Origin of the sequence: Caenispirillum salinarum, from assembly GCF_044803115.1 — a bacterium.
Taxonomy (GTDB): Bacteria; Pseudomonadota; Alphaproteobacteria; order Rhodospirillales; family Rhodospirillaceae; genus Caenispirillum; species Caenispirillum salinarum_A.
In genome coordinates this window covers 3,677,349-3,703,174 of sequence record NZ_CP085224.1, presented here as the reverse complement: position 1 = coordinate 3,703,174, position 25,826 = coordinate 3,677,349, and the positions used below count along the sequence as shown (strand labels likewise).

Genomic DNA, 25,826 nt, shown 5'->3' with positions numbered 1-25,826 from the left:
GACAAGAAGAAGGATCATTCCCATGTCCACCGCATCCCGGCTCGACAACGCCCGCGTCATCCGCGCGCCGCACGGATCGGAAAAGAGCTGCAAGAGCTGGCTCACCGAAGCGGCGCTGCGCATGCTGATGAACAACCTGGACCCCGACGTGGCCGAGCGCCCGCAGGAACTGGTGGTCTACGGCGGCATCGGGCGGGCGGCCCGCAACTGGGACAGCTTCGACCGCATCGTCGCGTCCTTGCGCGACCTGGGCGACGACGAGACGCTGCTGGTGCAGTCGGGCAAGCCGGTGGGCGTCTTCAAGACCCACGCCGACGCGCCGCGCGTGCTCATCGCCAACTCCAACATCGTGCCGCACTGGGCCGACTGGGATCATTTCTCCGAGCTGGATAAGAAGGGCCTGATGATGTACGGCCAGATGACGGCCGGGTCGTGGATCTACATCGGCAGCCAGGGCATCGTGCAGGGCACCTACGAGACGTTCGCCGAGGTGGGGCGCCAGCACTACGGCGGCGACCTCTCGGGCAAGTGGATTCTCACCGCCGGCCTGGGCGGCATGGGCGGTGCGCAGCCGCTGGCCGCCACCATGGCCGGGGCGTCGATGCTCGCCGTCGAGTGCCAGCCCAGCCGCATCGACATGCGCATCCGCACCGGCTACCTGGACCGCCACACCGCCGACCTCGACGAGGCGCTGCGCTGGATCGAGGAGGCCTGCGGCAAGGGCGAGGCGATCTCCGTCGGCCTGCTGGGCAACGCGGCCGAGGTCTTCCCCGAACTGGTCCGGCGCGGGGTGAAGCCCGACGCCGTCACCGACCAGACCAGCGCGCATGACCCGGTCAACGGCTACCTGCCCGCCGGCTGGACGCTGGAGGAATGGGAGACCAAGCGCGAGACCGACCCCAAGGCCGTCGCCAAGGCCGCGCGGGCCTCCATGAAGGTGCACGTCCAGGCCATGCTGGACTTCCACAGCCAGGGCGTGCCCACGCTGGATTACGGCAACAACATCCGGCAGATGGCGAAGGAGGAGGGGCTGACGCACGCCTTCGACTTCCCCGGCTTCGTGCCGGCCTACATCCGCCCGCTGTTCTGCCGGGGCATCGGGCCGTTCCGCTGGGCGGCGCTGTCGGGCGACCCGGAGGACATCTACAAGACCGACGCCAAGGTCAAGGAGCTGATCCCCGACGATCCGCACCTGCACAACTGGCTCGACATGGCGCGCGAGCGCATCCACTTCCAGGGCCTGCCGGCGCGCATCTGCTGGGTCGGCCTGGGGCAGCGCCACCGGCTGGGCATGGCCTTCAACGAGATGGTCAAGTCCGGCGAGTTGAAGGGGCCCATCGTCATCGGCCGCGACCACCTGGACTCGGGCTCCGTCGCCAGCCCCAACCGCGAGACGGAAGCCATGCTGGACGGATCGGACGCCGTGTCCGACTGGCCGCTCCTGAACGCGCTTTTGAACACCGCCAGCGGCGCCACCTGGGTGAGCCTGCACCACGGCGGCGGCGTCGGCATGGGCTTCAGTCAGCACGCCGGCATGGTGATCGTCGCCGACGGCACCGATGCGGCCTCGAAGCGGCTGGAGCGCGTGCTGTGGAACGACCCGGCGACCGGCGTCATGCGCCATGCCGATGCCGGCTACGACATCGCCAGGGACTGCGCGCGGGAGCACCAGCTCAATCTGCCGTTCCTGGATTGACGACCCCTTACCCGGCGCGGCGGAATGACAGTCGGCCACTGCCGCGCCGGCCCCTCGACCCGAAAAACCGGGCGAGCCGAAACAACAAGCCGCCGGCCGACGCACAAAATGAACAGGGAGTTCAGAACATGGATCGGAGGCAGTTCCTCAAGTCCACCGCCATCGGCACCGCCGGCGCCGCCGCCACGGCCGGAGGCCTCGCCACGCCCGCGCTTGCCCAGGGCACGCAGCGTTGGACCATGGTGACCAGCTGGCCGCGCAACCTGCCGGGGCCGGGTGTCGCCGCCAACATGCTGGCCGAGCGCATCGCCGCACTTTCCGGCGGCCGCCTGGAGGTGGAGGTTTCCTCCGCCGGCGAACTGGTGCCCGGCCGCGGCGTGTTCGACGCGGTGTCCGAGGGCACGGCGCAGCTCTATCACTCGGTGCCCGCCTACTGGGGCTCGAAGTCCATCGGCTTCCTGCTGTTCGGCAGCCAGCCCTTCGGCCTGACGGCCATCGAGCAGTCGGGCTGGATGAACCACGGCGGCGGTCAGGCGCTGTATGACGAGCTGTATGCCCGCTTCAACATCAAGCCGTTCCTCTGCGGCAATTCGGGCGCCCAGTGGTTCGGCTGGTTCCGCAACGAGATCAACTCCGTCGACGACCTCCGCGGCCTGCGCTTCCGCACCACGGGGCTCAACAGCGAGGTGCTGTCGCGCATGGGCATGGCGGTGCAGGCCATGGGCGGGGCGGACATGTTCCAGGCGCTTCAGTCCGGCACGCTGGACGCCGGCGAGTTCATCGGCCCCTGGACCGACAGCGCGCTCGGCTACTACCAGGTCGCCAAGAACTATTACTATCCCTGCATCGGCGAGCCGTCCTCGGCCGAGGAATGCGGCGTCAACATGGACGCCTTCAACAGCCTGGAAGACGATCTCAAGCAGGCTGTCGCGCTGGCCTGCCAGTCGCTCTACGACCAGGTGCTGACCGAGTACAACACCAACCACGCCAAGGCCCTGCCCATGCTGGTGGAGGAGCACGGCGTCAAGCTGCGCCAGCTTCCCGACGAGGTGGTGGTCGCCATCGGCAACACCGCCGGCGAGGTCATGCGCGAACTGCTGGAGCACGAGGACGAGCTGGTCGCCCGCATCGCCCGGTCCTTCGTGGACTACCGGACGCTGTCCAACGGCTACATGAAGTACGCCGACGGCAGCGTGTTCCGCGCCCGCGACATGGACTTCGACTACCCGACCTGATCCCGGCCGGACAAGCGCGGCGCGGCGGCCCTTGGCGGTGGCCGCGCCGCGTGATCTTCTATGAATGCGTATGAATCTACTTCCGTCCGCGCGCCCGGAGGGCTTTCCCATGCCCGCGATCCTCATGCGCCTCGGCCGGATGCTGGATTGGATCAACGCCGCCGTTGGCGCGGCCGTCATGTGGCTGGCGGTCGGCATGGTGGTGATCCAGTTCGGCATCGTCGTGCTGCGCTATGTCTTCGGCATGAGCTTCATTTTCGTGTCCGAACTGGAGCTTTACCTGCACGCCGCCCTGTTCATGCTGGGCGCCGGCTACACCCTGCTGCACGACGGCCATGTGCGCGTGGACATTTTCTACGGCAGCCAAAGCCCGCGCCGGAAAGCCGCCATCGACCTTGTGGGGACGCTGGTCTTCCTGGTGCCGTCCTGCGTCGCCATTCTGGTCTACACATGGCCCTTCGTCCGCCGGTCGTGGGAGATCGGGGAAGGCGCCATTTCGGTGGGCGGCATCCCGGCGTCCTACCTGCTGAAAGCGTTCATCACGGCCTTTGCGGTGCTGCTGCTGATCCAGGGACTGGGGCTGGCGCTGCGGAATCTGGCGGTCCTGATGGGCGCGCCGCCGCCCAAGGAGACCCGCGGCATCGCCGACCGCGCGTCGGAAGCGCTGCGGGAGAACGGCTGACATGCTGAGCTTCCTGACCCAGAACCTGGACCTTCTGATGATCGCCGCACTGTGCGGCGGCATCCTGCTGGGCTACCCGGTGATCTTCACGCTGGCGGGCACGGGCATCCTGTTCGGCCTGCTGGGCGCGGGCCTCGGCGTGTTCAACATGCCGTTGCTGGCGGCGCTCGCCCCGCGCGTCTTCAGCATCATGACCAACGAGATCCTGCTGGCGATCCCGCTGTTCGTGCTGATGGGCGTGATCCTGGAACGATCCCGCATCGCCGAGGACCTGCTGGAGGAAATGGGCAAGCTGTTCGGGTCCTTGCGCGGCGGTCTGGCTGTCTCCGTCGTCGTCGTCGGGATGCTGCTGGCGGCATCGACCGGCATCGTCGGCGCGACGGTGGTCACCATGGCGCTGATCGCCATGCCGGCCATGCTGCGCAACGGATACGGCAAGCGCCTGACCAGCGGCGTGATCGTGAGCGCGGGCACGCTGGGGCAGATCATCCCGCCGTCGACCATGCTCATCATTTTGGCCGAGGTCATGTCGTCGGGCTATCAGCAGGCGCAGTTCGACATGGGCAAGTTCACCGTCGAGACGATCTCCGTCGGTGACGTCTTCGCCGCCGCCCTGCTGCCGGGCCTGTGCCTGGTGCTGATCTATGTGATCTTCATCCTGGGGCTGGCCTTCCTGAAGCCTTCCGCCGCGCCGGCCCTGCCGCGCGAGGGCGATGTCACCTCCCGCGAGGCCATGGTGCGCATCGGCAAGGTGCTGGTGCCGCCGGTGGTGCTGATCGTGGCGGTGCTGGGCTCGATCCTCGGCGGCATCGCCACGCCAACCGAAGCGGCCTCGGTCGGGGCGGTGGGCGCGCTGATGCTGGCCGCGCCGCGCTTCTTCAAGGGCCGCAGCAATTGGCCCTTCTGGGCGGCGGCGGGGGCCATCGTCGGCATGCTGGTGCTGACCAGCATGGTCGATCTGCGCACCGGCCGCGCCAACCCGACGCCGGTGGAGCAGGCGGGCATCTGGCTGGCGGGCGGCCTGACGCTGATCGCCTTCTGGGGCATCTTCGTCGCGTTCTGGCGGGCGGGGCGCGCGGGCGTGCTCAAGCCGGTCCTCAGCTCCACCATGATCGTCACCAGCATGATTTTCGCCATGATGATCGGCGCGTCGGTGTTCTCGCTGGTGTTCCGGGGCCTGGGCGGCGACGTGCGGGTGGAGGAGTTCCTGACGGAGATGCCCGGCGGCCAGACGACGGCGCTGCTGTTCGTCATGGCGATCGTCTTCGTGATGGGCTTCTTCCTGGACTTCGTGGAGATTTCCGTGATCGTCCTGCCCATCGTGGTGCCGATCCTGCTGACCATGGGCATGGACCCCATCTGGCTGGCCGTGCTGATCGCCATCAACCTGCAGACCAGCTTTCTCACGCCGCCCTTCGGGTTCTCGCTGTTCTACCTGCGGGGCGCGGCGCCGAAAGAGGTCTCGACGCTGGACATATACCGGGGCGTCATTCCCTTCGTGATGCTTCAGATCATCGGCATGCTGGTGATCTTCCAGATGCCGGGGATCGCGACGTGGCTGCCAAATCTTCTCTTTAACTAGGACTTGCGCCGACGGCGGCTGGAGGCATGCTCCAGCAGCGTCTCCACCGCCACCGGCGCGAAGTCCCAGACGTCCACGCCGACGTCGATCTGGCGGGGCAGGGGGGCGAGCTTGCCGTGGCTGTGGCCGTGCAGGTTCAGCGCGCCCTTGTGCTGGCCGTTCCAGCTGCGGAAGGGATAGTGGCAGAGCACCAGCTTGCGCCCCTCGGCCTCCATCTCGGCATAGGCCTGCACCGACGCCCAGCCCTCCAGCGCCAGGGTCGCCGGGCCGTCATTGTTGCCGCTGACCAGGTGCTTCGTGCCGTTGAGCCGCTCCAGGATGGCGCCTTGCGCGTCGGGTTTCGGGCCGATGGCGAAGTCGCCCAGGTGCCAGATGGTGTCCTCCGGCGCCACGCGGGCATTCCAGTTCTCCACCAGCGCTTCGGTCATGGCGGCCACGCTGTCGAACGGCCGCTTGAACAGGCCCAGGCTGCCGCCGTGGCCGAAGTGGGTGTCGCTGGTGAACCAGAGGCGCGGCATCAGTGCTTTGGCTCCTTTTTCGCCAGCATTCCCGCGATCATGGACAGCAGCACGGCCGCCGCGAAGCAGTAGACGCCCGGTGCCGAGGCCGCGTTCACGAGGCCGGAGCCCTTCAGCGTCACGATCAGCAGGGCGACCACCAGCACGTCCATCATGCTCCACTTGCCGAGCCCGTCCACCACGGCGGCCACGCGCGGCGACGGCCGGCGCCACGCCCACAGCACGCCGAGGATCTTCAGTACCGGGAAGACGATGGAAAAGGCGGTGAGGATGACGGCCAGGAACGTCTCCCCCTCCGCATACAGCGTCACGATGGCCTGCCACAGCGACACGCTGTCGGTGAACAGCCACAGCCGGTCGATGTGCAACAGCGGCAGGCCGATGCCAAGGCCCAGCAGCACCAGCGCCGCGCCCGCAAGCAAAGGGGTCAGCAGCGCGCGCATCAAGGGCCGCCCCCCATCAGCGTCAGTCCGGCCAGCGCGATCCCCGGAAAGGCCACCAGCAGCGCCACCCGCACCGCATCGGCCGCCAGGAACGGCACCACGCCCCGGAAGGCGCGGGTGAGCGGCGTGCCGGGGTCGAAGGACTGGATGACGAAGATGTTCATGCCCATGGGCGGCGTGATGAGACCCACCTCCACCACGATCAGCACCAGGATTCCGAACCAGATGGCCGTTTCGTCGGGGCTCAGGCCGAAATCCAGGCCCATGACGATGGGATGGAAGACGGGCACGGTGAGCAGGATCATCGACATGCTGTCCATCAGGCATCCGGCCACCAGATAGAACGCCAGGATCAGCCCGAGGATCGCCAGCGGCGGCCAGCCGCTCTCGGCGACCAGCCCGGCGGCCTCCATGGGCAGGCGGGAGAGTGCGAGGAAGGCGTTGTAGAGGTCCGCCCCGATCAGGATCAGGGTGACCATCGCCGTCAGCTTGGCCGTGCCCAGCAGGCAGTCGATCCAGCCCGCGCGGCTCATGCGCCCGCTGACGGCGGCCGCCAGCGCGGTTCCGGCGGCGCCGACGGCAGCGCCCTCGGTCGGGGTGAACAGCCCGCCGTAGATGCCGCCGATCACCAGCGCGAACAGCGCCAGCACCGGCCCCGTCTCCGCCAGCGCCCGCAGGCGGGCCGACAGGCCGTGACGCGGCCCCGCCGGCCCGGCGTCGGGGTTCAGCCGCACCGCGACCGCGATGGCGGCCATGTATCCGCCGACCGCCAGCAGGCCGGGGATCACGGCGGCGATGAACAGGGCGCCGATGCTCTGTTCCGTCAGCAGGGCATAGATCACCAGGATCACGCTGGGCGGGATCAGGATGCCGAGCGTCCCGCCGGCCGCCAGTGCTCCGCAGGCCAGCGAGCCGTCGTAGCCGCGGCGCTTCATCTCGGGCAGGGAGACATGCGCCATGGTCGCGGCGGTGGCGAGCGACGACCCGCAGATCGCCCCGAACCCGCCGCAGGCCCCGACCGCCGCCATCGCCATGCCGCCCCGCCGGTGCCCCAGCCAGGCGTTGGCGGCGCCGAACAGGGCGCGGCTCAAGCCCCCTTGCGTGGCGAACTGCCCCATCAGCAGGAACAGCGGGATCACCGACAGCGAGTATGACGCGCTCAGGTGCCAGGGGGCGGTCGCCATGTAGTCCAGCAGCGGCGCGGCGCCGGCGATGACGGCATAACCCAGCCCGCCGGCGATCAGCATGGCCAGCCCCACCGGCACGGCCAGCGCCAGCAGGCCCACCAGGGCGGCGAACATCAGAAGCGACAGGGCGGTCCCGTCCATGGCCAACGGCGTCTCCGGTTGCGACAGAAGCGGCCGCAGGATGCGTCATGCGCGGCGATTGCGAAAGCCCGCAAGGGATGCTTCGACCGTTCGATCAAACCCGTGGCGGTTGACAGATGCTCCAAGCCCGAGGAACCTAATGGGGTTAGGCGGGCGCCTCCAACGGGGCGCCCGGTTCGGTTTTCGGAGCCCCGGGCCGGTTCGGCCTGCCCCGCACAGGGGTTTTCGCCGCCGCCTTCGGGGCCAAAACGATGAACAAGGAGAACACCGTGAACAGGACCTGGATTTCGCGCCTGAGCATGGCCGCCGCCGTCGCCGCCACCGCCGCGGTCGCCACCCCGGCCGCCGCCGAGACGCTGGAAGCCGTCACGGACCCGTCCTTCGTGCCCTTCGAGATGATGGACCAGGATACCGGCGAGATGGTCGGCTTCGACATGGACATCCTGTCCGAGGTCGCCAAGCGCGCCGGGTTCGACTACAACCTGCGCACCATGGACTTCAACGGCATCATTCCCGCCGTTCAGACCGGCAACGCGAACGTCGCCATCGCCGGCATCACCATCACCGAAGAGCGCGAGAAGATCGTCGACTTCACCGACCCGTACTACGACAGCGGCCTGCGCCTGCTGGTGCCGCAGGACAGCGACGTGGACGAGATGACCGACCTGGAAGGCAAGAAGGTCGGCACCAAGATCGGCTCGACCAGCTACGACTACCTGACCGAGAACCTGGACGATGCCGACATCACGCCCTATCCGGGCAGCGCCGACATGTACATGGCGCTGATGTCGGGCAGCGTGGACGCCGTGTTCTACGACGCGCCGAACGTGGGCTACTTCGCCAAGACCAAGGGCGGCGACAAGGTCAAGACCGTCGGCCCGCTGTACGAGGGCCAGCAGTACGGCATCGCCTTCAACGAGGGCTCGGAGTGGGTCGATGACGCCAACAAGGCGCTCGCCTCCATGAAGGAAGACGGCACCTACGCCGAAATCTACAAGAAGTGGTTCGGCGAAATGCCGACCAGCGAAAGCAATTAAGGCGGCCTGACCCCGCCTTTCGGGGTCGCGCACCGGGGCAGGGCGTAATACCCGCCCCGGTGCGTGCCGTTTGAGGACAGGAGACCGAGGAGACCCCACAGGTGGGCAACTTCCAGTTCGACTGGCAGGCGGCGATCAACTCGATCCCCTACCTGCTGGAAGGCATTCCCTATACCCTTCTGATTTCCGGCGTCGGTCTGATCTTCGGGTTTGTGCTGGGCATCATTTTCGGGCTGCTCAGCATCAACCCGGTGCGCCTGCTGCGCTGGCCGGCAATCGCCTATATCGAGGTGTTCCGCGGCACCCCCGTGCTGGTGCAGGTGCTGTTTATTTTCTATGGCCTGCCGCAGGTTCTGGGCGGTCCCATCAACGCGCTGACCGCCGGCATCGCCGCCATCGCGCTGAACGCGGGCGCCTACATTTCGGAAATCGTGCGCGGCGGCGTGCAGTCCATCGACAGGGGACAGCGGGAAGCCGGCCTGTCGCTGGGCCTGTCGCGGCTGGACACCTTCCGCTATGTCATCTGGCCGCAGGCGCTGCGGCGCATGATCCCGCCGCTCGGCAACCAGGCCATCGTGTCCATCAAGGACACCTCGCTGTTCTCCGTCATCGGTGTGGGCGAGTTGGTGCGCCAAGGGCAGATCTACATCGCCACGACCTTCAACGCGCTGGAGGTCTACCTGATGGTGGCGCTGCTCTACCTGGTCATCACGCTGACGCTCTCCGCCATCCTGCGCGGGCTTGAGCGCAGCGGTCTGGTCGGTCAATGAGCGGGACGGGGAGGATGACGACAATGGCTGACCCCATCGTCGAGATGAAGGACGTCAACAAGTACTTTGGCAGCCACCACGTGCTGAAGGACATCAACCTGGAGGTCGTGCCGGGCGAGAAGATCGTCATCATCGGCGCGTCCGGCTCGGGCAAGTCGACGCTGATCCGCTGCGTCAACGGGCTGGAGCCCTTCCAGGGCGGGCGCATCGTGGTCGACGGCCACCCGCTGGAGCCCGGCGCCACCAGCAAGACAAGCCGCAACCTGCAAGCCATCCGGCGCGAGGTCGGCATGGTCTTCCAGCAGTTCAACCTGTTCCCGCACCGCACCGTGCTGAAGAACATCATGCTGGCGCCCATGCGCGTGCGGAAGATCGGCGGCAACCAGGCCGAGGAAACGGCCCGCCGCCTGCTGGACCGCGTGGGCATCGGCAACCAGGCGGAAAAGTATCCGGCCCAGCTGTCCGGCGGCCAGCAGCAGCGCGTGGCGATCGCCCGTGCGCTGGCGATGGACCCGCGCGTCATGCTGTTCGACGAGCCGACCTCGGCGCTCGACCCGGAAATGATCGGCGAGGTGCTGGACGTCATGCGCGAGCTGGCGGCCGAGGGCATGACCATGATGGTGGTCACCCACGAGATGGGCTTCGCGCGGGAGGTCGCCGACCGGGTGATCTACATCCACGAGGGCCAGATCGTCGAACAAGGCCCCCCGGCGGAAGTCTTCGACAACCCGCAGAGCGAGCGCACCAAGTCGTTCCTGTCGCGGGTGTTGAAGCATTAGCGGGTGGGGCGGCTCAGGCCGGATGTGGACCCCAGCCTTCGTTGGGGTGACGGCTATACAAGACACTTGATTACAATCAGAGACCCGTCATTCCTGCGAAAGCAGGAATCCACAACCGCCGCCGGCCGTCTTCACCACCCTGCGCCCTCAAGCCATCCTCACCGCGCGTTGCTGATGTAATCCCGCATGTGTTCGGCGTCGTTGGCGATTTCGTCGATGCGGTGTTTCACCACGTCGCCGATGGACACCAGCGCCATGAGCATTCCCTCGCCGTCCACCACCGGGAAGTGGCGGATGCGCCGTTCGGTCATCTGGGCCATGATGTTGTTGATGCGGTCCGTCGGCCGGCAGGTGATGACCTCGCGCGTCATGATGTCGGCGAGGGGGCGGCCCATGATCTCGGTGCCCTGGCTCGCCAGGGCGCGGATGATGCCGCGGTCGGAGACGATTCCGTCGATGCGGCGGCCGTCGTCGCAGACCACCAGCGCGCTGATCTCCAACTCCCACATGGTCTTGATGGCCTCTTCCACCGTCATGGTGCTGCGGGCCGTGTGAACGGCGGTACCCTTCTGAGACAGGATCTTGCTGATCGTCATGCCGCGCTCCCCGGTCTGGAGTGGCCGTGGCGGTGGCCGAAAGACGTTCCGCCACGGGATTGCCTGTCGTGCGCGCCGGCCTTGGCGGCGCCTCCCTCTCATTTGGGGGCGATAACGCCGCGCGAAAGGCGCTACGATGTGCAATTCACCGCAAGGGAGAGCACGCCATGCTGCTGCGGGTCGGTTACGACGTGCAATACGATTGTCCGGCCCCGACGCCGATGATCGTGCTGTTGACCATCCACCATTCCCTGACGGACGCCTTGCGCCAGCCCGATCGCCTGGCGACGGACCCGCCGGTGCCGATCACGCCCTACCGCGACGGTTTCGGCAACTGGTGTTCACGCCTTGTCGCGCCGCCGGGGACCATGCGCCTGACCACCGACGCCACCCTTCGCCTGCCGCGCGTGCCCGACGAGCGGCCGCCGCCGGACACGCCGCTGACCCCGGTGCAGGACCTGCCGCCGGAGACGCTGGTCTACCTGCTGGGCAGCCGCTATTGCGAGACCGACCGCCTGTCGCAGGCGGCGTGGGACACCTTCGGCCATCTGCCGCTGACCTGGGCGCGGGTGGAGGCCGTCAACGACTGGGTCCACAACCACATCACCTTCGGCTACCACTTCGCCCGCCCCACCAAGACGGCCTTCGAGGCCTTCACGGAACGCACCGGCGTCTGCCGCGACTTCGCGCACCTGGGGGTCGCGCTGTGCCGGGCGCTGAACGTGCCCGCCCGCTACTGCACCGGATACCTGGGCGACATCGACATTCCGCCGCCCGCCGGCCCCATGGACTTCGCCGGCTGGTTCGAGGTGTTCGTGGGCGGGCGCTGGTACACGGTGGACCCGCGCAACCGGGTGCCGCGCGTGGGCCGGGCGTTGATCGCGCAAGGCCGCGACGCCGCCGACGTGCCGCTGACGCACATTTTCGGCCCGGCGGGCCTGCGGTCCTTTCGGGTGTGGACGGACGAGGTGCCGGAAGACCTCGCCTGATCGAAGGGGGCGGGACGGGGGCAGGCGGGGGTGTCACGGAAGTTTCGGTATACGGCGGGGCGCCTCGTCCCCAAAGTCGCCGCAACGCACCATTCCCTACGGAGGCACCCCATGTTCCAGATTCCTCCCGTGCCCCACGAGGTGGTGGCGCAGGCCCGTGGCCGCCTTTCGCGGGAGAAGGTGGACGCCCGGCCCGTATTCGTCATCGGCCCCGACCGCGAGGACGGCCAGGTGGAGTTCTTCACCGCCGACGGTCTGGTCTGGCCGGTGGTCCTGCGTCTGACTGCCGCTGGCGTCGTGGCGATGCCGGCGGACTCCGCCCCGGCCTCCGCTGCGTCGTCGCTTTCCGAGGCGCTGGACCGTCTGACGGAGCTTCTGGCCGCCGCCACCCCGCGCGAGCCGGCGCCGGAGGCGGCGGAGTAGGCGTCAAATCCCGTCGCCGCTTCCCGTGAAGTGGATGCCGCATTCGGTCTTGTCCTGGCCCCGCCAGCGCCCGGCGCGGATGTCCTCGCCGGGCTGAACGCGGTCGGTGCAGGGCATGCAGCCGATGGACAGGAAGCCGTCGGCCTCCAGCGGGTGGCGCGGCAGTTTCGACGCCTCGAACCGCGCCTGGATTTCCTCGCGCGTCCAGTCGGCCAGCGGGTTGATCTTCACCCGGCCGTCGACGACCTCGGCCTTGGGCAGGCTGGCCCGCGTGGCGCCGTGAAAGCGCTTGCGGCCGCTGATCCAGGCGTCGAAGCCGCCAAGCGCGCGCTCCAGCGGCTCCACCTTGCGGAGCGCGCAGCAGGCATCGGCGTCCTGGGTCCACAGGACCCCGTTGGGATCGGCGGCCTGCACGGCGTCGCGGCGCGGACGGATGGAGCGCACGTCGGCCAGCCCCAGATGTTCCGCGACACGATCCCGGTAGCGCAGGGTCTCGCCGAACAGCTTGCCCGTGTCGATGAACAGGACCGGCACGGTAGGATCGACGGACGCCATCAGCTCCAGCAGCACTGCCGCTTCCGCGCCGAAGGAACTGACCAGCGCCAGTTTGCCGGGGAACAGCTCGACGGCGCGTTCCAGCAGCGCCTCGGCCGTCAGGGTTTCGTCGGCCAGCGCGGCCAGCTCGGGGGATGCGTCGGGAAGGTCGGCAAGCGCCTGGGCGGAGGAAGAATGCATCGAAAGCTCCGTGACCTGACTTACAACGCACCGGCCGCAAGGGGCGGTGCCTGAACGGCGAAATCGGTGGCGACGGCCTCGCAGACCTCGCCGATGAACAGAAGAGCGGGGCCGTTGACGCCGGCTGCGGCAACAGTGTCGGCCAGCGCGCCAAGGGTGGTCGGCAGGGTGCGCTGGTCGGGTCGGGTGCCGTTCTCGACCACAGCGCAGGGCGTGGCGGCACTGCGGCCGGCGGCGATGAGGCGGTCGGCAATGGCGGGCGCGGTGGCGACACCCATGTAGACCACCACCGTATGTCCCGGACGCGACAGGGCTTCCCAGTCCAGGTCCGGCACTCCGTCGGCGTCGCGGGCATGGCCGGTGACGAACGTCACCCCCTGCGCATGGTCGCGGTGGGTGAGCGGAATGCCGGTCGCCGCCGCGCAGCCAAACGCCGCCGAGACGCCGGGCACCACCTCCACCGGCACGCCGGCGGCCAGCAGGTGCGCGCGTTCCTCGCCGCCGCGGCCGAAGAGGAACGGATCGCCGCCCTTCAGCCGCACCACGCGCTGGCCGGCGCGGGCGTGTTCCACCATCAACTCCTGGATGTCGGACTGCGGCATGGTGTGGCGGCCACTGCGCTTGCCGACGTCGATGCGCAGGGCATCGCGGCGCACGCATTCCAGAATCTCCGGCGACACGAGGCTGTCCACCAGCACCACGTCGGCCGTCTGCATCGCGCGCAGGGCCTTGAAGGTCAGAAGGTCGGGGTCGCCCGGGCCGACACCCACCAGCTGCACCAGGCCCGGCGTCTCGCCCGCCTGGTTGCGGTTGAGACGGTCGATGAGGGCCGATCGCGCGCGCGGTTCGTCGCCCGATAGAACGGCAGAGGAGACGGGCCCGTCGAACACCCATTCCCAGAACCGGCGGCGTGCGTCGGCGGGCAGGGCGCGGGCGACGGTGGAGCGGAAGCCGTCGGCGAAGCGGGCCAGCGCGCCGGTGCGGGCGGGCAGCATCGCCTCGATCTTCGCGCGGATCGACCGCGCCAGAACAGGCGCCGATCCGCCCGATCCGATGGCGACCACCAGCGGGTCGCGGTCGACGATGGCGGGCATGAGGAAGGTGGACAGGTCCGGCCGGTCGACCACGTTCACCGGCACGCGGGCGGCCCTGGCGGCGGCGGCGATCCGGTACAGCAGCGCGTCGTCGTCCTCCACCGCGCCGATGACCAGCAGGCGGCCGTCCACGTCAATGTCGGTAAAGGGGCGCGCGTGCACCGTCACCGCCCCGGCGTCGGCGAGGGTCTGAAGCTCCGGGTGCGGCGGGCCGTCCGAGATCACGTCCACCCGTGCGCTCGCCTTGCTCAGCAGGCGCGCCTTGCGGGCGGCGTTCACCCCGCCGCCGACGATCAGCACCGATCCGCCGGTGGTGGTGAGAAAGATGGGGAACTGCTCCATGCCGTGCCCTCCAGGGGGTGCAGGGTCCCCGCCTCCTCCGCCGATGCCGCGCCTGTGGGGAAGGGCACCCGTCAGCGGGGGTCGAAGCCGGACGCCCTGAAGGACGCGGACCGGCGGAGGAGGTCGGGAAGGGGTGGACCTGGGGCGGCTCTACTCAGCCGCCTCGGCCATGGCATTCAGGTGGTCGGCCAGCGCCTGCGTGCCGAGCCGGTGGCAGAAGTCGCCGAAGCGTTCGCCATGCTCGCGCTGTTCGGCGAACAGGCCGAACAGGCGGCCCAGCAGCACCGGCACGTCGGCCTCGGGCACCTTGTCCTGAAGCTTCTCGTTCAGGCGCGTGCCCTCGAACGATCCGCCGACGAAAACCGCGTACTTGCCCGGCATCCGCCCGACCAGCCCGATTTCCGCCGTCGGCGGGCGGGCGCAGCCGTTGGGGCAGCCGGTGATGCGCAAGCTGACCGCTTCCGCGCCGATGCCGTGGCGCTCCATTTCGGTGTGGATGGCGGCCACCATCGGGTCGCGCACCCGCTCGGCTTCGGTCAGTGCCAGGCCGCAGGTGGGCAGGGCGGGGCAGGCGAGCGTCCAGCGGTCGAGCGTGACGATGTCTTCCGCCAGCCGCACGCCATGGGCGCGCAGCTCGTCCTCGATGTCGGTGCGGTCGCTGGGCTCGACGTTGGACAGGATGATGTCCTGCTCGGGCGTCAGCACAACGTCCACGGCGAAGCGCTTGACGACGGTGCGGAGCGCGGTGCGCAGGCGGACGGTCTCGGTGTCCTGGATGCGGCCGCTGGAGATCGGAAGGCCCAGGTACCAGCGGCCGTCGCCCTGCTCTTGCCAGCCCATGTGGTCGGCGACCTGGAAGGCCGGCATGGGGCGCGCGTCCTCCAGCAGTCCGCCGAAGTATTCCTCCAGCGTCCTGCGGACCCAGGGGATGCCCTTGTCCTCCAGCACGTACTTCAGGCGCGCGCGCTTGCGGTCGGCGCGGTTGCCGTGGTCGCGTTGCAGCGCCACCACCGCCTCCACGCCCCGGATCAGGTCGTCGGGCCCGACGAAGACCAGCGGGGTGCCGAGCCGCGGGAACGTGTCCTCGCGGTTATGGGTCTGGCCCAGGCCGCCGCCGAGGGCAAGGTTGTAGCCGACCAGTTCGTCCCCTTCGAACAGGGCGATGATGCCCAGGTCGTGGGTCAGGATGTCGACGGAATTGTCCTCGGGCAGCGCGATGCCGATCTTGAACTTCCGCGGCAGGTAGAGCTTGCCGTAGATGGCGTCTTCCTGCGCCAGCCCGTCATCGCCGGCGTCCACCGGCTCGCCGTCCAGCCAGATCTCGTGGTAGGCGCCCGAGGTCCAGTTGAAGCGTTCCGAGATGCGCCGCGCGTCCTCTTCCAGCCGGCGGTGCTTGGCGTCGGCAATGGGGGCGGGGTGGCTCATCACGTTGCGCACCACGTCGCCGCAGGCGCCCAGCGTTGTCAGCAGGCTGTCGTTGATGCCCGCAATCGCCGCCTTCAGGTCGCCTTTCAGGATGCCGTGGTACTGGATGCCCTGGCGCGTGGTAACGCGAAGCGAGCCGTTGCCGCAGGTGTCGGCCAGCGTGTCCAGCGCCAGGTACTGCGCCGCCGTCACCCGGCCACCCGGGATCTTGGCGCGCACCATGACGCTGTATTCCTTCTCCAGCCCCTGCTTCTTGCGAGCCGTGGCGGTGTCGCGGTCGAACTGCTCGTAGGCGCCGTGGAACTTGAGGAGCTGGTGCGCGGCCTCGGTGAAGGCACCGGGTTCGGCCAGTTCGGCCTTCAGGGTGCCGCGCAGGCCCTTGCTCTCCTGCTTGATCGCCTCAACGGCCGACGGCGCGGTGCGCTTCTGTGCCATGCCTGGTCCCTGCTGTGCTGCTGCGTGACGGGCCGGTGTTGGAAATAGTCTGCCGGCTGTGTGGATCACACCATAAAACACACCGACACAGAGTCAAACGATAAAAAACAACACTAAAATAATGTTGTACCGACGCGCGGTTCCTGAGCCGGCCTGCTTGTCGTATGGTCGAGCAAACGCATCGGACATCAGGGAGGCGCTTTCATGGGTCGTTTCGGCGCGGGACAGGCCATCCGCCGGGTTGAGGATCAGCGATTCCTGACCGGCGCGGGGCACTACACCGACGACATCGCACCGGCCGGCCAGGTGCATGGCGTGACGGTGCGATCGTCCGTCGCCCACGGCAAAATCCGCGAGCTGGATGTAGAATCCGCCCGCGAGATGCCGGGCGTTCTGGCCGTGCTGACGGCCGTCGACCTGGAGGCGGACGACATCGGCGATCTGCCCACCATCGTCCGGCCCAAGAATGCCGCCGGCGAGAAGATGCCCGTGCCGCCGCGTCCCGTGCTCGCCCGCGACACGGTGCGCTTCGTAGGCGAGCCGGTGGCCTTCGTGGTGGCGGAGACGCTCCAGCAGGCCCGCGATGCCGCCGAGGCCGTCATGCTGGAGGTCGATGACCTGCCGGTGGTCGCCTGCCTGTCCGCCGCCTCGGCCGAGGGCGCGCCGGAGGTCTGGTCCGGCCTCGCGCCCGGCAACGTGCTGGTGGACTGGTCCATGGGCGATGCCGACGCGACGGAGGCCGCCTTCGCCAAGGCCGACCGGGTGGTCAGCCTGGACCTGGTCAACAACCGCCTCGCGCCGACTCCGCTGGAGCCGCGCGGGGCGTTGGGCGAGTACGATGCCGCGGAGGACCGCTTCACCCTGACCACCGGCAGCCAGGGCTCCCACACCCTGCAGGGCTGGCTGTGCCAGAGCGTGCTGAAGGTGCCGCCGGAGAAGCTGCGCGTCATCTCGCCGGACGTCGGCGGCGGCTTCGGGATGCGGCTGTTCCTGTTCAACGAGCACGCCCTGGTGCTGATCGCCGCGCGCAAGGTCGGCCGCCCGGTGAAATGGGTGGCCGAACGGACGGAAGGCTTCCTGGCCGACACCCACGGCCGCGACCACCTGACCCGCGCCGAACTGGCGCTGGATGCCGAGGGACGGTTCCTGGCGCTGCGCGTCGACACCCGCGCCAACGTCGGGGCCTACGTCTCGCAGATGGGGGCCTTCGTGCCGACCATGGCGGGCACGGCCATGCTGCCCGGCGTCTACACCATCCCGACGGCGCATGCGCGGGTGCGGGTGATGACCACCAACACGGCACCGGTGGACGCCTATCGTGGCGCCGGACGGCCGGAAGCGTCATATGTGATCGAGCGGCTGGCGGACGCCGCCGCCGAGGCCACGGGCCTTCCGCGCGACGAGGTGCGCCGCCGCAACTTCATCCCGCCCGACGCCATGCCCTACAGGACCGCGCTCGGCCGCACCTACGATTCCGGCGAGTTCGCGCGGTTGATGGAGGAGGCCATGCGCCGCGCCGGCTGGGCCGGGTTCGAGGACCGGCGTGCCGACGCTGCCCGGCTCGGGCGGCTGCGCGGCATCGGCATGAGCTATTATGTGGAAGCCTGCGGCGGCGGCGGCGACGAGACGGCGCACGTCCACCTGGACCGCGACGGCAAGGCCACCGTGCTCATCGGCAGCCAGTCGTCGGGCCAGGGGCACGAGACGGCCTATGCGCAGATGGTCGCGGCAGAGCTGGGCCTGCCCATGGACCGCATCCGCGTCGTCCAGGGCGACACGCAGGTGGTGCCCACGGGCAAGGGCACCGGCGGCTCGCGCTCGCTGCCCGTCGGCGGGGCCTCGCTGTCGCAGGCGGTGGACAAGGTGGTGGAGACGGGCAAGGCCGTCGCCGCGCGGCTGCTGGACGTGCCGGTGGACCACGTCACCTTCGACGCCGGCACCTTCAGGGCGCGCGGCACCAACGCCGTGCGCTCTCTGGCCGATGTGGCGGCGGCGGCCTTCGACCACAGCCCGGACCCCGACGCCCCGGGAATCCGCGAGCAGGCGGCCTGGACGCCGCCCGAGGCCACCTATCCCAACGGCTGCCATATCTGCGAGGTGGAGATCGACCCGGAGACGGGACAGACCTGCATCGTCGGCTACACGGTGGTGGACGACATGGGCGTGGTGCTCAATCCCATGCTGCTGCGCGGCCAGATCATCGGCGGCATCGTCCAGGGCGCCGGCCAGGCGCTGCTGGAGGAGGTGGTGTACGAGGAAGACAGCGGCCAGCTGGTTACCGGCACCATGCTCGACTACGCCATGCCGCGTGCCGACCTGTTGCCCGATATCGATTTTTCCACCGTGGAAATTCCCTGCCGCACCAACATTCTGGGCGTGAAGGGCGCCGGCGAGGCGGGCACCATCGGCGCCGCACCGGCAGTGATGAACGCGGTGCTGGACGCCCTTCGCGCGGCCGGCGTCCACGACATGCAGATGCCGGCGACGCCGCTCAAGGTGTGGCAGGCCCTGCAGACGGCCGGTGGCCGTGCGGCGGCGGAGTAGGCGACTGGCGCGGCGCTTGCTTCGGGTGTGGCGTCCTTAGCCGGAAAGGGTTTCCGTCATGGTCCAGATGTCGCGCCCATCGATCCTTCTTGTCGCCAGTCTTGCCGTTTCCGCCGCTGCATCGGCGCAGGAGGCCGGAGACTCCCCCTTCGGCACCGCCCCGCTGACGGAGGCCGAGGCGGCCCGTCCCGCCGCGCCGATCCGGCCGCTCATCCGTCCCCAGATGCGCACGGGCGGCGGCGATGTCGGGGATCTGGACACCTACGCCGATGCAGGCAGGGCCGGCTTCGCCACAAGCCGTAGCGACATCAACCAGGATATCGGCCTGACGCCCATCATCGAGCTGACGACGCCGAAGCTCGTCACCAAGGGAGGTGGCTTCTAGCCCAGGGCCTCAGCCATCCGGCGCAGGCCGCGTCATCCATTCATGTGCTTGAAGCCACGATAAAGGCGTCCTTGCAAGGGGCGCCTTTCTTGTTCCCGCACAAGGGTTTAAGCGTGCTTGACGTTTCCGGACGGAGCGAAAAGGCCGGTGTTTCCTGCCTCTGCGGCGCGGATGCGGCGGGTGATGATGCGGCGGCGTTAAGCGGCGCGAACGGAGGCGGCCCCGGTATCGGGCGAACCACTTGGGAAACCGCGGGATTCGGCGACCCCATGGCAGTGGCACGATCCTTGATGGAAGGGGCATGGCCGTAACGGCGGGATGGCCCGCCGGCCTTCGGCAGGATCCGAAGACCAACCTCTTCAAGGAGAGCCCCAATGACCGTCAAGCACGTTCTGCTCGCCGCCGTGTCGTCCTTCGCCCTGCTGGCCGCCGCGCCGGCCATCGCGCAGGATGCCAGCAGCGAAGCGGACCCGGGCAACGCCGCCCATGACGACGCCTTCATCGGCGACGACAACAACGCCTACAGCAACAACACCAACGACAACAGCTTCGACTCGGCGGACAACAACAGCACCAACGACAGCTGGAACTCCAACGACGACAACAGCACCGTCGACAACGACGATTTCAGCAACAACAGCGACAACAGCACGAACGACAGCTTCGATTCGGCTGACAACAACAGCACCAACGACAGCTGGAACTCCAACGACGACAACAGCACCGTCGACAACGACGATTTCAGCAACAACAGCGACAACAGCACGAACGACAGCTTCGATTCGGCTGACAACAACAGCACCAACGACAGCTGGAACTCCAACGACGACAACAGCACCGTCGACAACGACGATTTCAGCAACAACAGCGATAACAGCACGAACGACAGTTGGAATTCCAACGACGACAACAGCCTGGCCGACAACGACGACAACAGCACCAACGACAGCTACAACTCGGCCGACAACAACAGCACGAACGACAGCTTCAACAGCGCCGACAACGACGACAACAGCACGAACGACAGCTTCAATTCGGCTGACGACAACAGCACCAACGACAGCTTCAACACCGACAACAGCGTCACCGACGCCTACAAGACCGTGGACAGCTACAACACCACGGACTCCCCGTCCCTGGGCGCCGGTGCCCAACTGGTGATGGGCAGCGTCGCGATGAACGACACCGCGCTGAACGCCTCGACCACCAGCGGCCTGTCGGGCGATGTCTACCGCGGCGGTGCGGTCACGACCGGCAACATCCGCAACACCGAGATCAGCGGCTCGCGCGGCATCAGCCAGCTGAACATGAACACCGGCGTCGCGGCGATGAACAACAGCGTGTCCATCAACTCGCGCATCGGCGACTGATCGGCCGTTCGGCCCGACCGGCGGGGGATGGCCCACACCCCGCCGGTCGCGGACCGACCGTCGCCTGATCGGCCCGCCATGACGAGGATGCTGGACATGTCGCACTTTATCGACCGCACTGCCGTCGCCGCCCGCGTGCTGGCGCTTGCCGGCCTTCTGGCCGCGCCCGCGTCCGCCCCGGCGCTTGCCGACGGCACCCAGGCGTCCGCCCTGTTCGGCGATGCGCCGCTGGTGGAGACGGAAACGCTGGCCACCGCGCGCGGCACACAGAACACCACCATCACCGGCGATGTCGGCATCAACCTGTCCGACCAGCGCGGCACCATCGCCGGCAATGCCATCGCCGCGCCCACCGTCAACGGCGCGCTTGGCGGCAACAGCGTCTCGGACAACCGGGGTCTGACCATCTCCAACTTCAACACGGGCAACTTCAACACCTTCCAGACAAGCGTTCAGTACAACATCTTCCTTGATTGAGCCGATGCCGGAGGTTCCATGCGATACGCGCCGTTGATGGGTCTGGCCGCCCTTGCACTCGGCCTCGCCACGGCACCCGCCGCCGTCCCGCCCGCCTTGGCCGGCGAGGTCGTGCTGGGCGGCGTCGGGCTGGGCGGGACCTTCCGCGTGCCGTCCCGCACCATGCACGAGGCCAAGTTCGCCACCGTCTTCCGCCAGCAGCACGACTTTTCGTGCGGCTCGGCGGCGCTGGCATCCCTGCTGACCTACCACTACGGCATCGAGCGCGGCGAACTGGACGTCTTTTCCAGCATGTACGAGCACGGCGACCGGGCCCGGATCGAGCGCCTGGGCTTTTCCCTGCTGGACATGAAGCAGTACCTGGCGCGGCTGGGCATCGGGTCCGACGGCTACCGCGTGCCGCTGGAGCGCCTGGCGACAGCCCGCCTGCCCACCATCGCGCTCATCGACAGCGACGGCTACCGACATTTCGTGCTGGTGAAGGGCATGGACGCCAAGACAGTGCTGGTGGGCGACCCGGCGCGCGGGCTGCGGCGCATTCCGCACGACGAGTTCAAGGCCATGTGGAACGGGATCGCCTTCGTCATCACCGACGACATCCCGATCGGGCAGGCCAGTTTCAACCGCGATCCCGAGTGGGAGTTGCTGCCCCCGGGGGCGCCCCTGGGCGAGGCCCTGCCGCGCACGGCGCTGGCGACCTTCACGGCCAGCCTCTACCGCGCCGGCAACACCTGGTGAGCCGAAAGGAGTCCGCCATGACCGCCGCTCTTGCCTCCCGCCTCGCCGCCGCTCGATGCGCCGCCGCGGCCATGGCCGCCACCGCGGTGCTGGCGCTGGTGTCGGGCGCGGCCGGTGCCGCCGATCCCGCGCCCTTCGCCGGCCTGGCACCGGTGAAGGCCGCGACGCTGGCCGAAACGCGCGGGGGCATGCGGATCGGGGCTTTCGATTTCGACATCGGGGTCGCGCTCAATACGGCGCTGGACGAGGGGCTGGACCTGACGTCGCGCTTTCAGGCGGTGGAGGGGCGGCTCGCGCGCGCCGGGGCCACCGTCGGCGGGGCGGCCGGGGACGCGGGCAACGCCATCGCCGACCTGCCCAACGGCGGCGTGGCCTGGAGCCCGGCCGATGGCCTGACGGTGCTGCACGATCCCGCCGGCCTTGGGGGGGCGACCGTGTTCAACCGTCTCGACAACCAGGCGATCCGCACCCGCCTGGAGGTCAACATCCGGGTTTCCAACTACCGCGAACGCCTCGGCGCGCTCAAGGCCGGGCGCGCGCTGTCGGGCATTCTGCGCGAGATGCGCGCCGCCTCGCCCTGACGGGGCCGCGCGGAACCATGATAAAAAAAGAAAATGAGAGAGAGTCCCAGGAGGCAGAGAGTCGGGATCCAGACAGGAGTCGCCCATGCCCAAGCGATCCGTTCCCCGTCGCCGCGCCCGCCGGAAACCGGGTGCCGGCGCATCCGTCGCCGCTGCCGCGCTGGCGCTTTCGCTTGCCGGTGCGGCGACGGCCCCGTCGGTCGCCCGTGCCGGTGACGGCGGCGGTGGCCCGTTCGATACCGCCGCCGTTTCCGCCGATGCCCTGGGATCGGCGCGGGGCAACGGCCTGTCGGCCCTGACCGACGGCCTGCTGGAAACGCGCGTGGGCGTCGTTCTGTGGGACGAGGTTCCCAAACCGCCCCGCCGCCCGCAGCCGCGCAACACCGGCGGCGGGGGCGGCGGGTCGAGTTCTACGGCAGCCGACTCGCTGTCGCTCCACTTCATCTCCAACCCGCGCCCGAAAGACTGAACCGGGGCGGTCCCGTCAGTCCACGGGGAAGCGGTAGGGCACCCGCAGCGTGACGCGGGTGTCCGGCGCTTCCTCCGTGAGCCCGGCGGCAATGCGCAGGTCGACGGAGGCCCGGTCGTTGAAACGGTAGTTGCCGCCCAGCAGCATGGACGCCGAGTGGGCGTCGTCGCCCTTGGTGGTGACGCCGTTCACCTCGGTCTCGGTGCCGAAGATGTAGTCGTGTTCGTAGCCCAGGCTGATGCTGAAGCGCTCGTTGAAGCCGATGCCGACGCCGAAGCTGAGCCCGATGGAATCGCCCGGATCGACGGTGCCGATGCGGGTCGGGGTATCCACGGCGCCGGGATTGGGGATCAGCAGGTCGACATCCCTGGACGGGGTGTAGGCGTAGCCCAGGTTGCCGAAGATGACCACCGGATCGGCGGGCACCAGGGCGGTGATGCTGGGCTCCACCGTCCAGAAGCCCGATCCGGTCGGCAGTTCCGTCTCCAGCCCCGTCTCCGCGTCCCGGTCGACGTCGAAGGGCCCGCGCCCGGTGGGCGTCTTGACGCGCAGGTTGCCGATGAAGATGGGCCAGTCCTCGGTGCCGTCGTTGAGCTGGTAGTGGACGCCGGCCTCCACGTCGCCGATGCCGTATCCCTCCAGGTCGCGGACGCCGCCCTCTCCGGGCAGGGCGTTGACGGCCGTGGTGATCGTGCGGTCGTTGCTGTAGGTGTAGGGTACGCGCAGGTCCACCTCCAGCCGGTCGGTCACGCCGTAGCGCGCGCCGACCGCCGCCGTGGCGCGCTCGCGCTCGGTCTCGGTCGCCTCGATAACACCGAACAGAACGGCCTCGACGATCTCCACGCCCTCGAAGAAAAAGCGGTTGGATGACGAGGTGGAGAACTCGACCTCGGGCTCGACGATGACTGTGCCCTGGGGGGTCAGCACGCCGCCCTGGTCGCGGATGACCGCCAGGTCGACCTCGCGCACCGTGCTCTGCGGCCCGTCGCCCGGTGCGGTCGAGCCCTCGTCCGCCGCCGCGTTCGGCGGCGGGGCCTGCGGTGCCTGCGCCTGCGCCTGCTGTGCCGGAGCCTGGGCCACCTGCGGCGATGGCGTGCGCGGCGGGCGTTCGGCGGCGCGGGGCGGCACGGTCAGGCCGCGCCCGGTCTGCGCCGCCAGGACAAGGTCGGAAAGGGCCTGGCGCTGCGCCTCCAGTTCACGGCGCTGGCGCTCCAGTTCGGCGGCCTGGGCGGCAAGACGCGCCTCCTGCGCCGCCAGCCGGGCGTAGACCGCCTCGGTGCTGGTGCCGGTCGCGGTGCCGGCGCCGCCGCCCGCCGCCGTCGGCGTAGGCGTGCCGGAGCAGGCGGCCAGGGCGAGGGAGAGGGTGATCAGGGATCCTGTCTGCAACGGTCGGAAGGCCGTCATCGCGGAACCTCTTCTGAGCGGGGCGGGGGAGTGGTGACGGGTCATCGGCGGGTTTTCAACTCGAACCGGCGGGCCAGGTCGTGCTTCTTCATCAGGCTGTAGAGCGTGACGCGCGAGATCCCGAGCGCCGCCGCCGCTCCGCTGGGCCGGTTGTGGGCATAGCGCATGGCCGACAGCACGGCGGCCTTTTCGGCCTCGGCGCGGGCGGCCTCCAGCGACGGGGGCGGCGCGTCGGAGCCGGCGGCGGGATCATCGTCGATGCCCAGGTCGGCGGTGGTGATGCGGCCGCGGCGGCACAAGGTCAGCCCGCGGCGCAGGGCGCTGATGAGCTGGCGCACATTGCCCGGCCAGGGGTGGTTGCGGATCGCCACCAGGGCTTCGGGCGTCAGGCGGGCGAGCGGCTTGCCGTGGGCGTGGCGCAGGTGGTCGATGTAGTAGCGCGCCAGCAGCGTCACGTCGTCGCCGCGTTCGCGCAGGGGCGGCAGGTGCAGGCGCAGCACGTTCAGACGGAAGAACAGGTCGCGGCGGAAGGTCTTGGACTCCACCGCCGCTTCCAGATCGACGTTGGTGGCGGCGATGATGCGGGTGTTGATGCGCAGGGTCTCCAGCCCGCCGACCCGCTCGAAGGTGCCCTCCTGCAGGAAGCGCAGCAGGTGCGGTTGCAGGTGCATGGGAAAGTCGCCGATCTCGTCCAGGAACAGCGTGCCTCCGTCGGCCATCTCGATGCGGCCGGGGCGGCGCTGGTGGGCGCCCGTGAAGGCGCCCTTTTCATGGCCGAACAGTTCCGCCGCCACCAGGTCGGCGGGAATGCCGCCGCAGTTGATGGCGACGAAGGGCCCGCCGGCGACGGTGGACCTTTCGTGAATGGCGCGCGCGGCCAGTTCCTTGCCGGTGCCGCTCTCGCCGGTGACGAGGACCGGCACGTCGGTGGCCGCGAAGCGGCGGATGCGGGCGAAGGCCTCGCGCATGGCGGCCCCGTCGCCGACCATCAGCGGCTCGCCGTCGGCCGCCGCACCAGCGCCTCCGCCGGCATAGGGCGCCTCCGGCAAGGCTCCGGCGCCATCAATGTGCCACAGCAGCCAGAGCCGGTGCAGGTCCGCCGTCAGGTCCGCGAGCGACAGGGGCAACGGCGCCACCAGGTGCGCCACGCCGTCGGCGACCAGGGTGGCCACGGTCTCGGAGCCCAGGTCCTCGGTCTCCACCGCCAGCAAAAGGCGGGCGGCCGGGAAGGCCTCGGCCGCCGCCGCCGCCGCCGAGGCGAGATGCCGCCGCAGACGACCGCGGCCTTCGATCACCACGGCGAAAACACGGTCTCCATTGTCGACGGTCGACATATGGCCCGGGCCTTCGATCCGTCGAACCGTGAAGCGCCCGCCGCCGAGTGCCGAGCTTTCGGACGCCTGTTCCACTTCCGATCCGACCACCAGCGCTACGGCCGCGGGCGTCGTGGTCGTCGTGGACCTGGACGCGCGGTCGCCGGTGCTCGCCGGCCGGTTTGCCGGTGGTGCCGGGGCCTTCCGCATGGGATGCCTTCTTCTCTTCCTTTGGACGCTGGGGAAGCCTACAGGGGCGAGAGCCGGCGCTGCGAGACGCAATTGCTTCCATCACCCACATGTGCCACCGCTGCTAATCCGGGCGATTGTGCGGAGCGGCATAAAGGGACGTAGAGCGGGGGCGATCGTGCGTGGTGCCTCTGTACCTTCGGCCAAGAGCGCAGCACTGGCACGACTTTCGTGTGTCGGGGCACGG

At 69.0% G+C, this 25,826-nt stretch carries 25 protein-coding genes; 16 read left to right on the top strand and 9 right to left on the bottom strand.

The window, feature by feature from the left end; all coding sequences use genetic code 11:
• The first annotated feature begins 22 nt into the window (after positions 1 to 22).
• The 4 genes from hutU (at position 23) to LG334_RS16955 (ending at position 5,195) form a co-directional block, all read left to right on the top strand.
• Entirely contained in the window at positions 23 to 1,696 is a 1,674-nt protein-coding gene (hutU, locus tag LG334_RS16970) for a urocanate hydratase (RefSeq protein WP_404379821.1), read from the top strand.
• Positions 1,697 to 1,824: 128 nt separating this feature from the next.
• The gene (locus tag LG334_RS16965; protein WP_404379820.1) at positions 1,825 to 2,931 is read left to right on the top strand and encodes a TRAP transporter substrate-binding protein; all 1,107 of its coding nucleotides are present in this window, start codon (positions 1,825 to 1,827) and stop codon (positions 2,929 to 2,931) included.
• A 109-nt stretch (positions 2,932 to 3,040) separates the two neighbouring features.
• Positions 3,041 to 3,613, top strand: a complete 573-nt coding sequence (locus tag LG334_RS16960; RefSeq protein WP_404379819.1) for a TRAP transporter small permease subunit — start codon at positions 3,041 to 3,043, stop codon at positions 3,611 to 3,613.
• A 1-nt stretch (position 3,614) separates the two neighbouring features.
• The gene (locus tag LG334_RS16955; protein WP_404379818.1) at positions 3,615 to 5,195 is read left to right on the top strand and encodes a TRAP transporter large permease subunit; all 1,581 of its coding nucleotides are present in this window, start codon (positions 3,615 to 3,617) and stop codon (positions 5,193 to 5,195) included.
• Here the strand turns inward: LG334_RS16955 and LG334_RS16950 are convergent.
• Genes LG334_RS16950 through LG334_RS16940 form a run of 3 tightly spaced genes read right to left on the bottom strand, consistent with a single transcriptional unit; the run spans position 5,192 to position 7,484 of the window.
• On the bottom strand, positions 5,192 to 5,713 hold the full coding sequence (locus LG334_RS16950; RefSeq protein WP_404379817.1) for a metallophosphoesterase family protein: 522 nt from the start codon (positions 5,711 to 5,713) through the stop codon (positions 5,192 to 5,194). The genes LG334_RS16955 and LG334_RS16950 overlap by 4 nt on opposite strands.
• The gene (locus LG334_RS16945; RefSeq protein WP_404379816.1) at positions 5,713 to 6,156 is read right to left on the bottom strand and encodes a paraquat-inducible protein A; all 444 of its coding nucleotides are present in this window, start codon (positions 6,154 to 6,156) and stop codon (positions 5,713 to 5,715) included. Before LG334_RS16945 ends, LG334_RS16950 begins: the two co-directional genes overlap by 1 nt.
• Positions 6,156 to 7,484: a TRAP transporter large permease gene (locus LG334_RS16940; protein ID WP_404379815.1), complete on the bottom strand. Its 1,329-nt coding sequence runs from the start codon at positions 7,482 to 7,484 to the stop codon at positions 6,156 to 6,158. The genes LG334_RS16945 and LG334_RS16940 overlap by 1 nt, the downstream gene beginning before the upstream one ends.
• Before the next feature lie 269 nt (positions 7,485 to 7,753).
• On the opposite strand from LG334_RS16940, the gene LG334_RS16935 reads away from it, so the two are divergent.
• From LG334_RS16935 to LG334_RS16925, 3 genes are all read left to right on the top strand, one after another.
• Entirely contained in the window at positions 7,754 to 8,521 is a 768-nt protein-coding gene (locus tag LG334_RS16935; protein ID WP_404379814.1) for a transporter substrate-binding domain-containing protein, read from the top strand.
• Positions 8,522 to 8,622: 101 nt separating this feature from the next.
• A complete protein-coding gene (locus tag LG334_RS16930) occupies positions 8,623 to 9,291 on the top strand; it encodes an amino acid ABC transporter permease (RefSeq protein ID WP_404379813.1) in 669 nt (222 codons plus the stop codon).
• Between the two features lie 23 nt (positions 9,292 to 9,314).
• On the top strand, positions 9,315 to 10,070 hold the full coding sequence (locus LG334_RS16925; RefSeq protein WP_404379812.1) for an amino acid ABC transporter ATP-binding protein: 756 nt from the start codon (positions 9,315 to 9,317) through the stop codon (positions 10,068 to 10,070).
• A gap of 158 nt (positions 10,071 to 10,228) precedes the next feature.
• Here the strand turns inward: LG334_RS16925 and LG334_RS16920 are convergent, their stop codons facing one another.
• On the bottom strand, positions 10,229 to 10,666 hold the full coding sequence (locus LG334_RS16920; RefSeq protein ID WP_404379811.1) for a CBS domain-containing protein: 438 nt from the start codon (positions 10,664 to 10,666) through the stop codon (positions 10,229 to 10,231).
• A 167-nt stretch (positions 10,667 to 10,833) separates the two neighbouring features.
• Here LG334_RS16920 and LG334_RS16915 point away from each other — a divergent pair, with 167 nt between their 5' ends.
• On the top strand, positions 10,834 to 11,655 hold the full coding sequence (locus LG334_RS16915) for a transglutaminase family protein (RefSeq protein WP_404379810.1): 822 nt from the start codon (positions 10,834 to 10,836) through the stop codon (positions 11,653 to 11,655).
• A gap of 111 nt (positions 11,656 to 11,766) precedes the next feature.
• Positions 11,767 to 12,078 carry a hypothetical protein gene (locus LG334_RS16910; RefSeq protein WP_404379809.1) on the top strand — a complete coding sequence of 104 codons (312 nt, stop codon included), beginning with the start codon at positions 11,767 to 11,769 and terminating at the stop codon, positions 12,076 to 12,078.
• A gap of 3 nt (positions 12,079 to 12,081) precedes the next feature.
• On the opposite strand, the gene LG334_RS16905 is transcribed toward LG334_RS16910, so the two are convergent.
• The 3 genes from LG334_RS16905 to LG334_RS16895 all read right to left on the bottom strand — a co-directional run bounded on the left by LG334_RS16905 (position 12,082) and on the right by LG334_RS16895 (position 16,109).
• Positions 12,082 to 12,813, bottom strand: coding sequence for a phosphoadenylyl-sulfate reductase (locus tag LG334_RS16905; protein ID WP_404379808.1), 732 nt, complete (start codon positions 12,811 to 12,813; stop codon positions 12,082 to 12,084).
• A 20-nt stretch (positions 12,814 to 12,833) separates the two neighbouring features.
• Positions 12,834 to 14,249 (bottom strand): siroheme synthase CysG, encoded by a 1,416-nt coding sequence (cysG, locus tag LG334_RS16900; protein WP_404379807.1) that lies wholly within the window; start codon positions 14,247 to 14,249, stop codon positions 12,834 to 12,836.
• A 150-nt stretch (positions 14,250 to 14,399) separates the two neighbouring features.
• Positions 14,400 to 16,109 (bottom strand): NADPH-dependent assimilatory sulfite reductase hemoprotein subunit, encoded by a 1,710-nt coding sequence (locus LG334_RS16895; protein ID WP_404379806.1) that lies wholly within the window; start codon positions 16,107 to 16,109, stop codon positions 14,400 to 14,402.
• 204 nt (positions 16,110 to 16,313) lie between these two features.
• On the opposite strand from LG334_RS16895, the gene LG334_RS16890 reads away from it, so the two are divergent.
• The 7 genes from LG334_RS16890 (at position 16,314) to LG334_RS16860 (ending at position 22,673) form a co-directional block, all read left to right on the top strand.
• A complete protein-coding gene (locus LG334_RS16890; RefSeq protein ID WP_404379805.1) occupies positions 16,314 to 18,653 on the top strand; it encodes a xanthine dehydrogenase family protein molybdopterin-binding subunit in 2,340 nt (779 codons plus the stop codon).
• A 58-nt stretch (positions 18,654 to 18,711) separates the two neighbouring features.
• Positions 18,712 to 19,038 carry a hypothetical protein gene (locus LG334_RS16885; RefSeq protein WP_404379804.1) on the top strand — a complete coding sequence of 109 codons (327 nt, stop codon included), beginning with the start codon at positions 18,712 to 18,714 and terminating at the stop codon, positions 19,036 to 19,038.
• A gap of 374 nt (positions 19,039 to 19,412) precedes the next feature.
• Positions 19,413 to 20,408, top strand: a complete 996-nt coding sequence (locus LG334_RS16880; RefSeq protein ID WP_404379803.1) for a hypothetical protein — start codon at positions 19,413 to 19,415, stop codon at positions 20,406 to 20,408.
• 96 nt (positions 20,409 to 20,504) lie between these two features.
• Entirely contained in the window at positions 20,505 to 20,885 is a 381-nt protein-coding gene (locus LG334_RS16875; RefSeq protein ID WP_404379802.1) for a hypothetical protein, read from the top strand.
• Positions 20,886 to 20,903: 18 nt separating this feature from the next.
• The gene (locus tag LG334_RS16870) at positions 20,904 to 21,623 is read left to right on the top strand and encodes a C39 family peptidase (RefSeq protein ID WP_404379801.1); all 720 of its coding nucleotides are present in this window, start codon (positions 20,904 to 20,906) and stop codon (positions 21,621 to 21,623) included.
• A gap of 17 nt (positions 21,624 to 21,640) precedes the next feature.
• Positions 21,641 to 22,204: a hypothetical protein gene (locus LG334_RS16865; protein ID WP_404379800.1), complete on the top strand. Its 564-nt coding sequence runs from the start codon at positions 21,641 to 21,643 to the stop codon at positions 22,202 to 22,204.
• 85 nt (positions 22,205 to 22,289) lie between these two features.
• A complete protein-coding gene (locus tag LG334_RS16860; protein ID WP_404379799.1) occupies positions 22,290 to 22,673 on the top strand; it encodes a hypothetical protein in 384 nt (127 codons plus the stop codon).
• Positions 22,674 to 22,688: 15 nt separating this feature from the next.
• On the opposite strand, the gene LG334_RS16855 is transcribed toward LG334_RS16860, so the two are convergent.
• Both LG334_RS16855 and LG334_RS16850 read right to left on the bottom strand, forming a co-directional pair.
• A complete protein-coding gene (locus LG334_RS16855) occupies positions 22,689 to 24,077 on the bottom strand; it encodes a transporter (RefSeq protein WP_404379798.1) in 1,389 nt (462 codons plus the stop codon).
• A gap of 41 nt (positions 24,078 to 24,118) precedes the next feature.
• Positions 24,119 to 25,411: a sigma-54 interaction domain-containing protein gene (locus LG334_RS16850; protein WP_404379797.1), complete on the bottom strand. Its 1,293-nt coding sequence runs from the start codon at positions 25,409 to 25,411 to the stop codon at positions 24,119 to 24,121.
• Positions 25,412 to 25,826: the final 415 nt, after the last annotated feature.

Bases quoted from the DNA above. Each gene is read 5' to 3' on its own strand.
- hutU (WP_404379821.1), top strand. From the start codon at position 23: ATGTCCACCGCATCCCGGCTCGACAACGCCCGCGTCATCCGCGCGCCG.
- LG334_RS16965 (WP_404379820.1), top strand. From the start codon at position 1,825: ATGGATCGGAGGCAGTTCCTCAAGTCCACCGCCATCGGCACCGCCGGC.
- LG334_RS16960 (WP_404379819.1), top strand. From the start codon at position 3,041: ATGCCCGCGATCCTCATGCGCCTCGGCCGGATGCTGGATTGGATCAAC.
- LG334_RS16955 (WP_404379818.1), top strand. From the start codon at position 3,615: ATGCTGAGCTTCCTGACCCAGAACCTGGACCTTCTGATGATCGCCGCA.
- LG334_RS16950 (WP_404379817.1), bottom strand. From the start codon at position 5,713: ATGCCGCGCCTCTGGTTCACCAGCGACACCCACTTCGGCCACGGCGGC.
- LG334_RS16945 (WP_404379816.1), bottom strand. From the start codon at position 6,156: ATGCGCGCGCTGCTGACCCCTTTGCTTGCGGGCGCGGCGCTGGTGCTG.
- LG334_RS16940 (WP_404379815.1), bottom strand. From the start codon at position 7,484: ATGGACGGGACCGCCCTGTCGCTTCTGATGTTCGCCGCCCTGGTGGGC.
- LG334_RS16925 (WP_404379812.1), top strand. From the start codon at position 9,315: ATGGCTGACCCCATCGTCGAGATGAAGGACGTCAACAAGTACTTTGGC.
- LG334_RS16920 (WP_404379811.1), bottom strand. From the start codon at position 10,666: ATGACGATCAGCAAGATCCTGTCTCAGAAGGGTACCGCCGTTCACACG.
- LG334_RS16915 (WP_404379810.1), top strand. From the start codon at position 10,834: ATGCTGCTGCGGGTCGGTTACGACGTGCAATACGATTGTCCGGCCCCG.
- LG334_RS16910 (WP_404379809.1), top strand. From the start codon at position 11,767: ATGTTCCAGATTCCTCCCGTGCCCCACGAGGTGGTGGCGCAGGCCCGT.
- LG334_RS16905 (WP_404379808.1), bottom strand. From the start codon at position 12,813: ATGCATTCTTCCTCCGCCCAGGCGCTTGCCGACCTTCCCGACGCATCC.
- cysG (WP_404379807.1), bottom strand. From the start codon at position 14,249: ATGGAGCAGTTCCCCATCTTTCTCACCACCACCGGCGGATCGGTGCTG.
- LG334_RS16895 (WP_404379806.1), bottom strand. From the start codon at position 16,109: ATGGCACAGAAGCGCACCGCGCCGTCGGCCGTTGAGGCGATCAAGCAG.
- LG334_RS16890 (WP_404379805.1), top strand. From the start codon at position 16,314: ATGGGTCGTTTCGGCGCGGGACAGGCCATCCGCCGGGTTGAGGATCAG.
- LG334_RS16885 (WP_404379804.1), top strand. From the start codon at position 18,712: ATGGTCCAGATGTCGCGCCCATCGATCCTTCTTGTCGCCAGTCTTGCC.
- LG334_RS16880 (WP_404379803.1), top strand. From the start codon at position 19,413: ATGACCGTCAAGCACGTTCTGCTCGCCGCCGTGTCGTCCTTCGCCCTG.
- LG334_RS16875 (WP_404379802.1), top strand. From the start codon at position 20,505: ATGTCGCACTTTATCGACCGCACTGCCGTCGCCGCCCGCGTGCTGGCG.
- LG334_RS16870 (WP_404379801.1), top strand. From the start codon at position 20,904: ATGCGATACGCGCCGTTGATGGGTCTGGCCGCCCTTGCACTCGGCCTC.
- LG334_RS16865 (WP_404379800.1), top strand. From the start codon at position 21,641: ATGACCGCCGCTCTTGCCTCCCGCCTCGCCGCCGCTCGATGCGCCGCC.
- LG334_RS16860 (WP_404379799.1), top strand. From the start codon at position 22,290: ATGCCCAAGCGATCCGTTCCCCGTCGCCGCGCCCGCCGGAAACCGGGT.
- LG334_RS16855 (WP_404379798.1), bottom strand. From the start codon at position 24,077: ATGACGGCCTTCCGACCGTTGCAGACAGGATCCCTGATCACCCTCTCC.
- LG334_RS16850 (WP_404379797.1), bottom strand. From the start codon at position 25,411: ATGTCGACCGTCGACAATGGAGACCGTGTTTTCGCCGTGGTGATCGAA.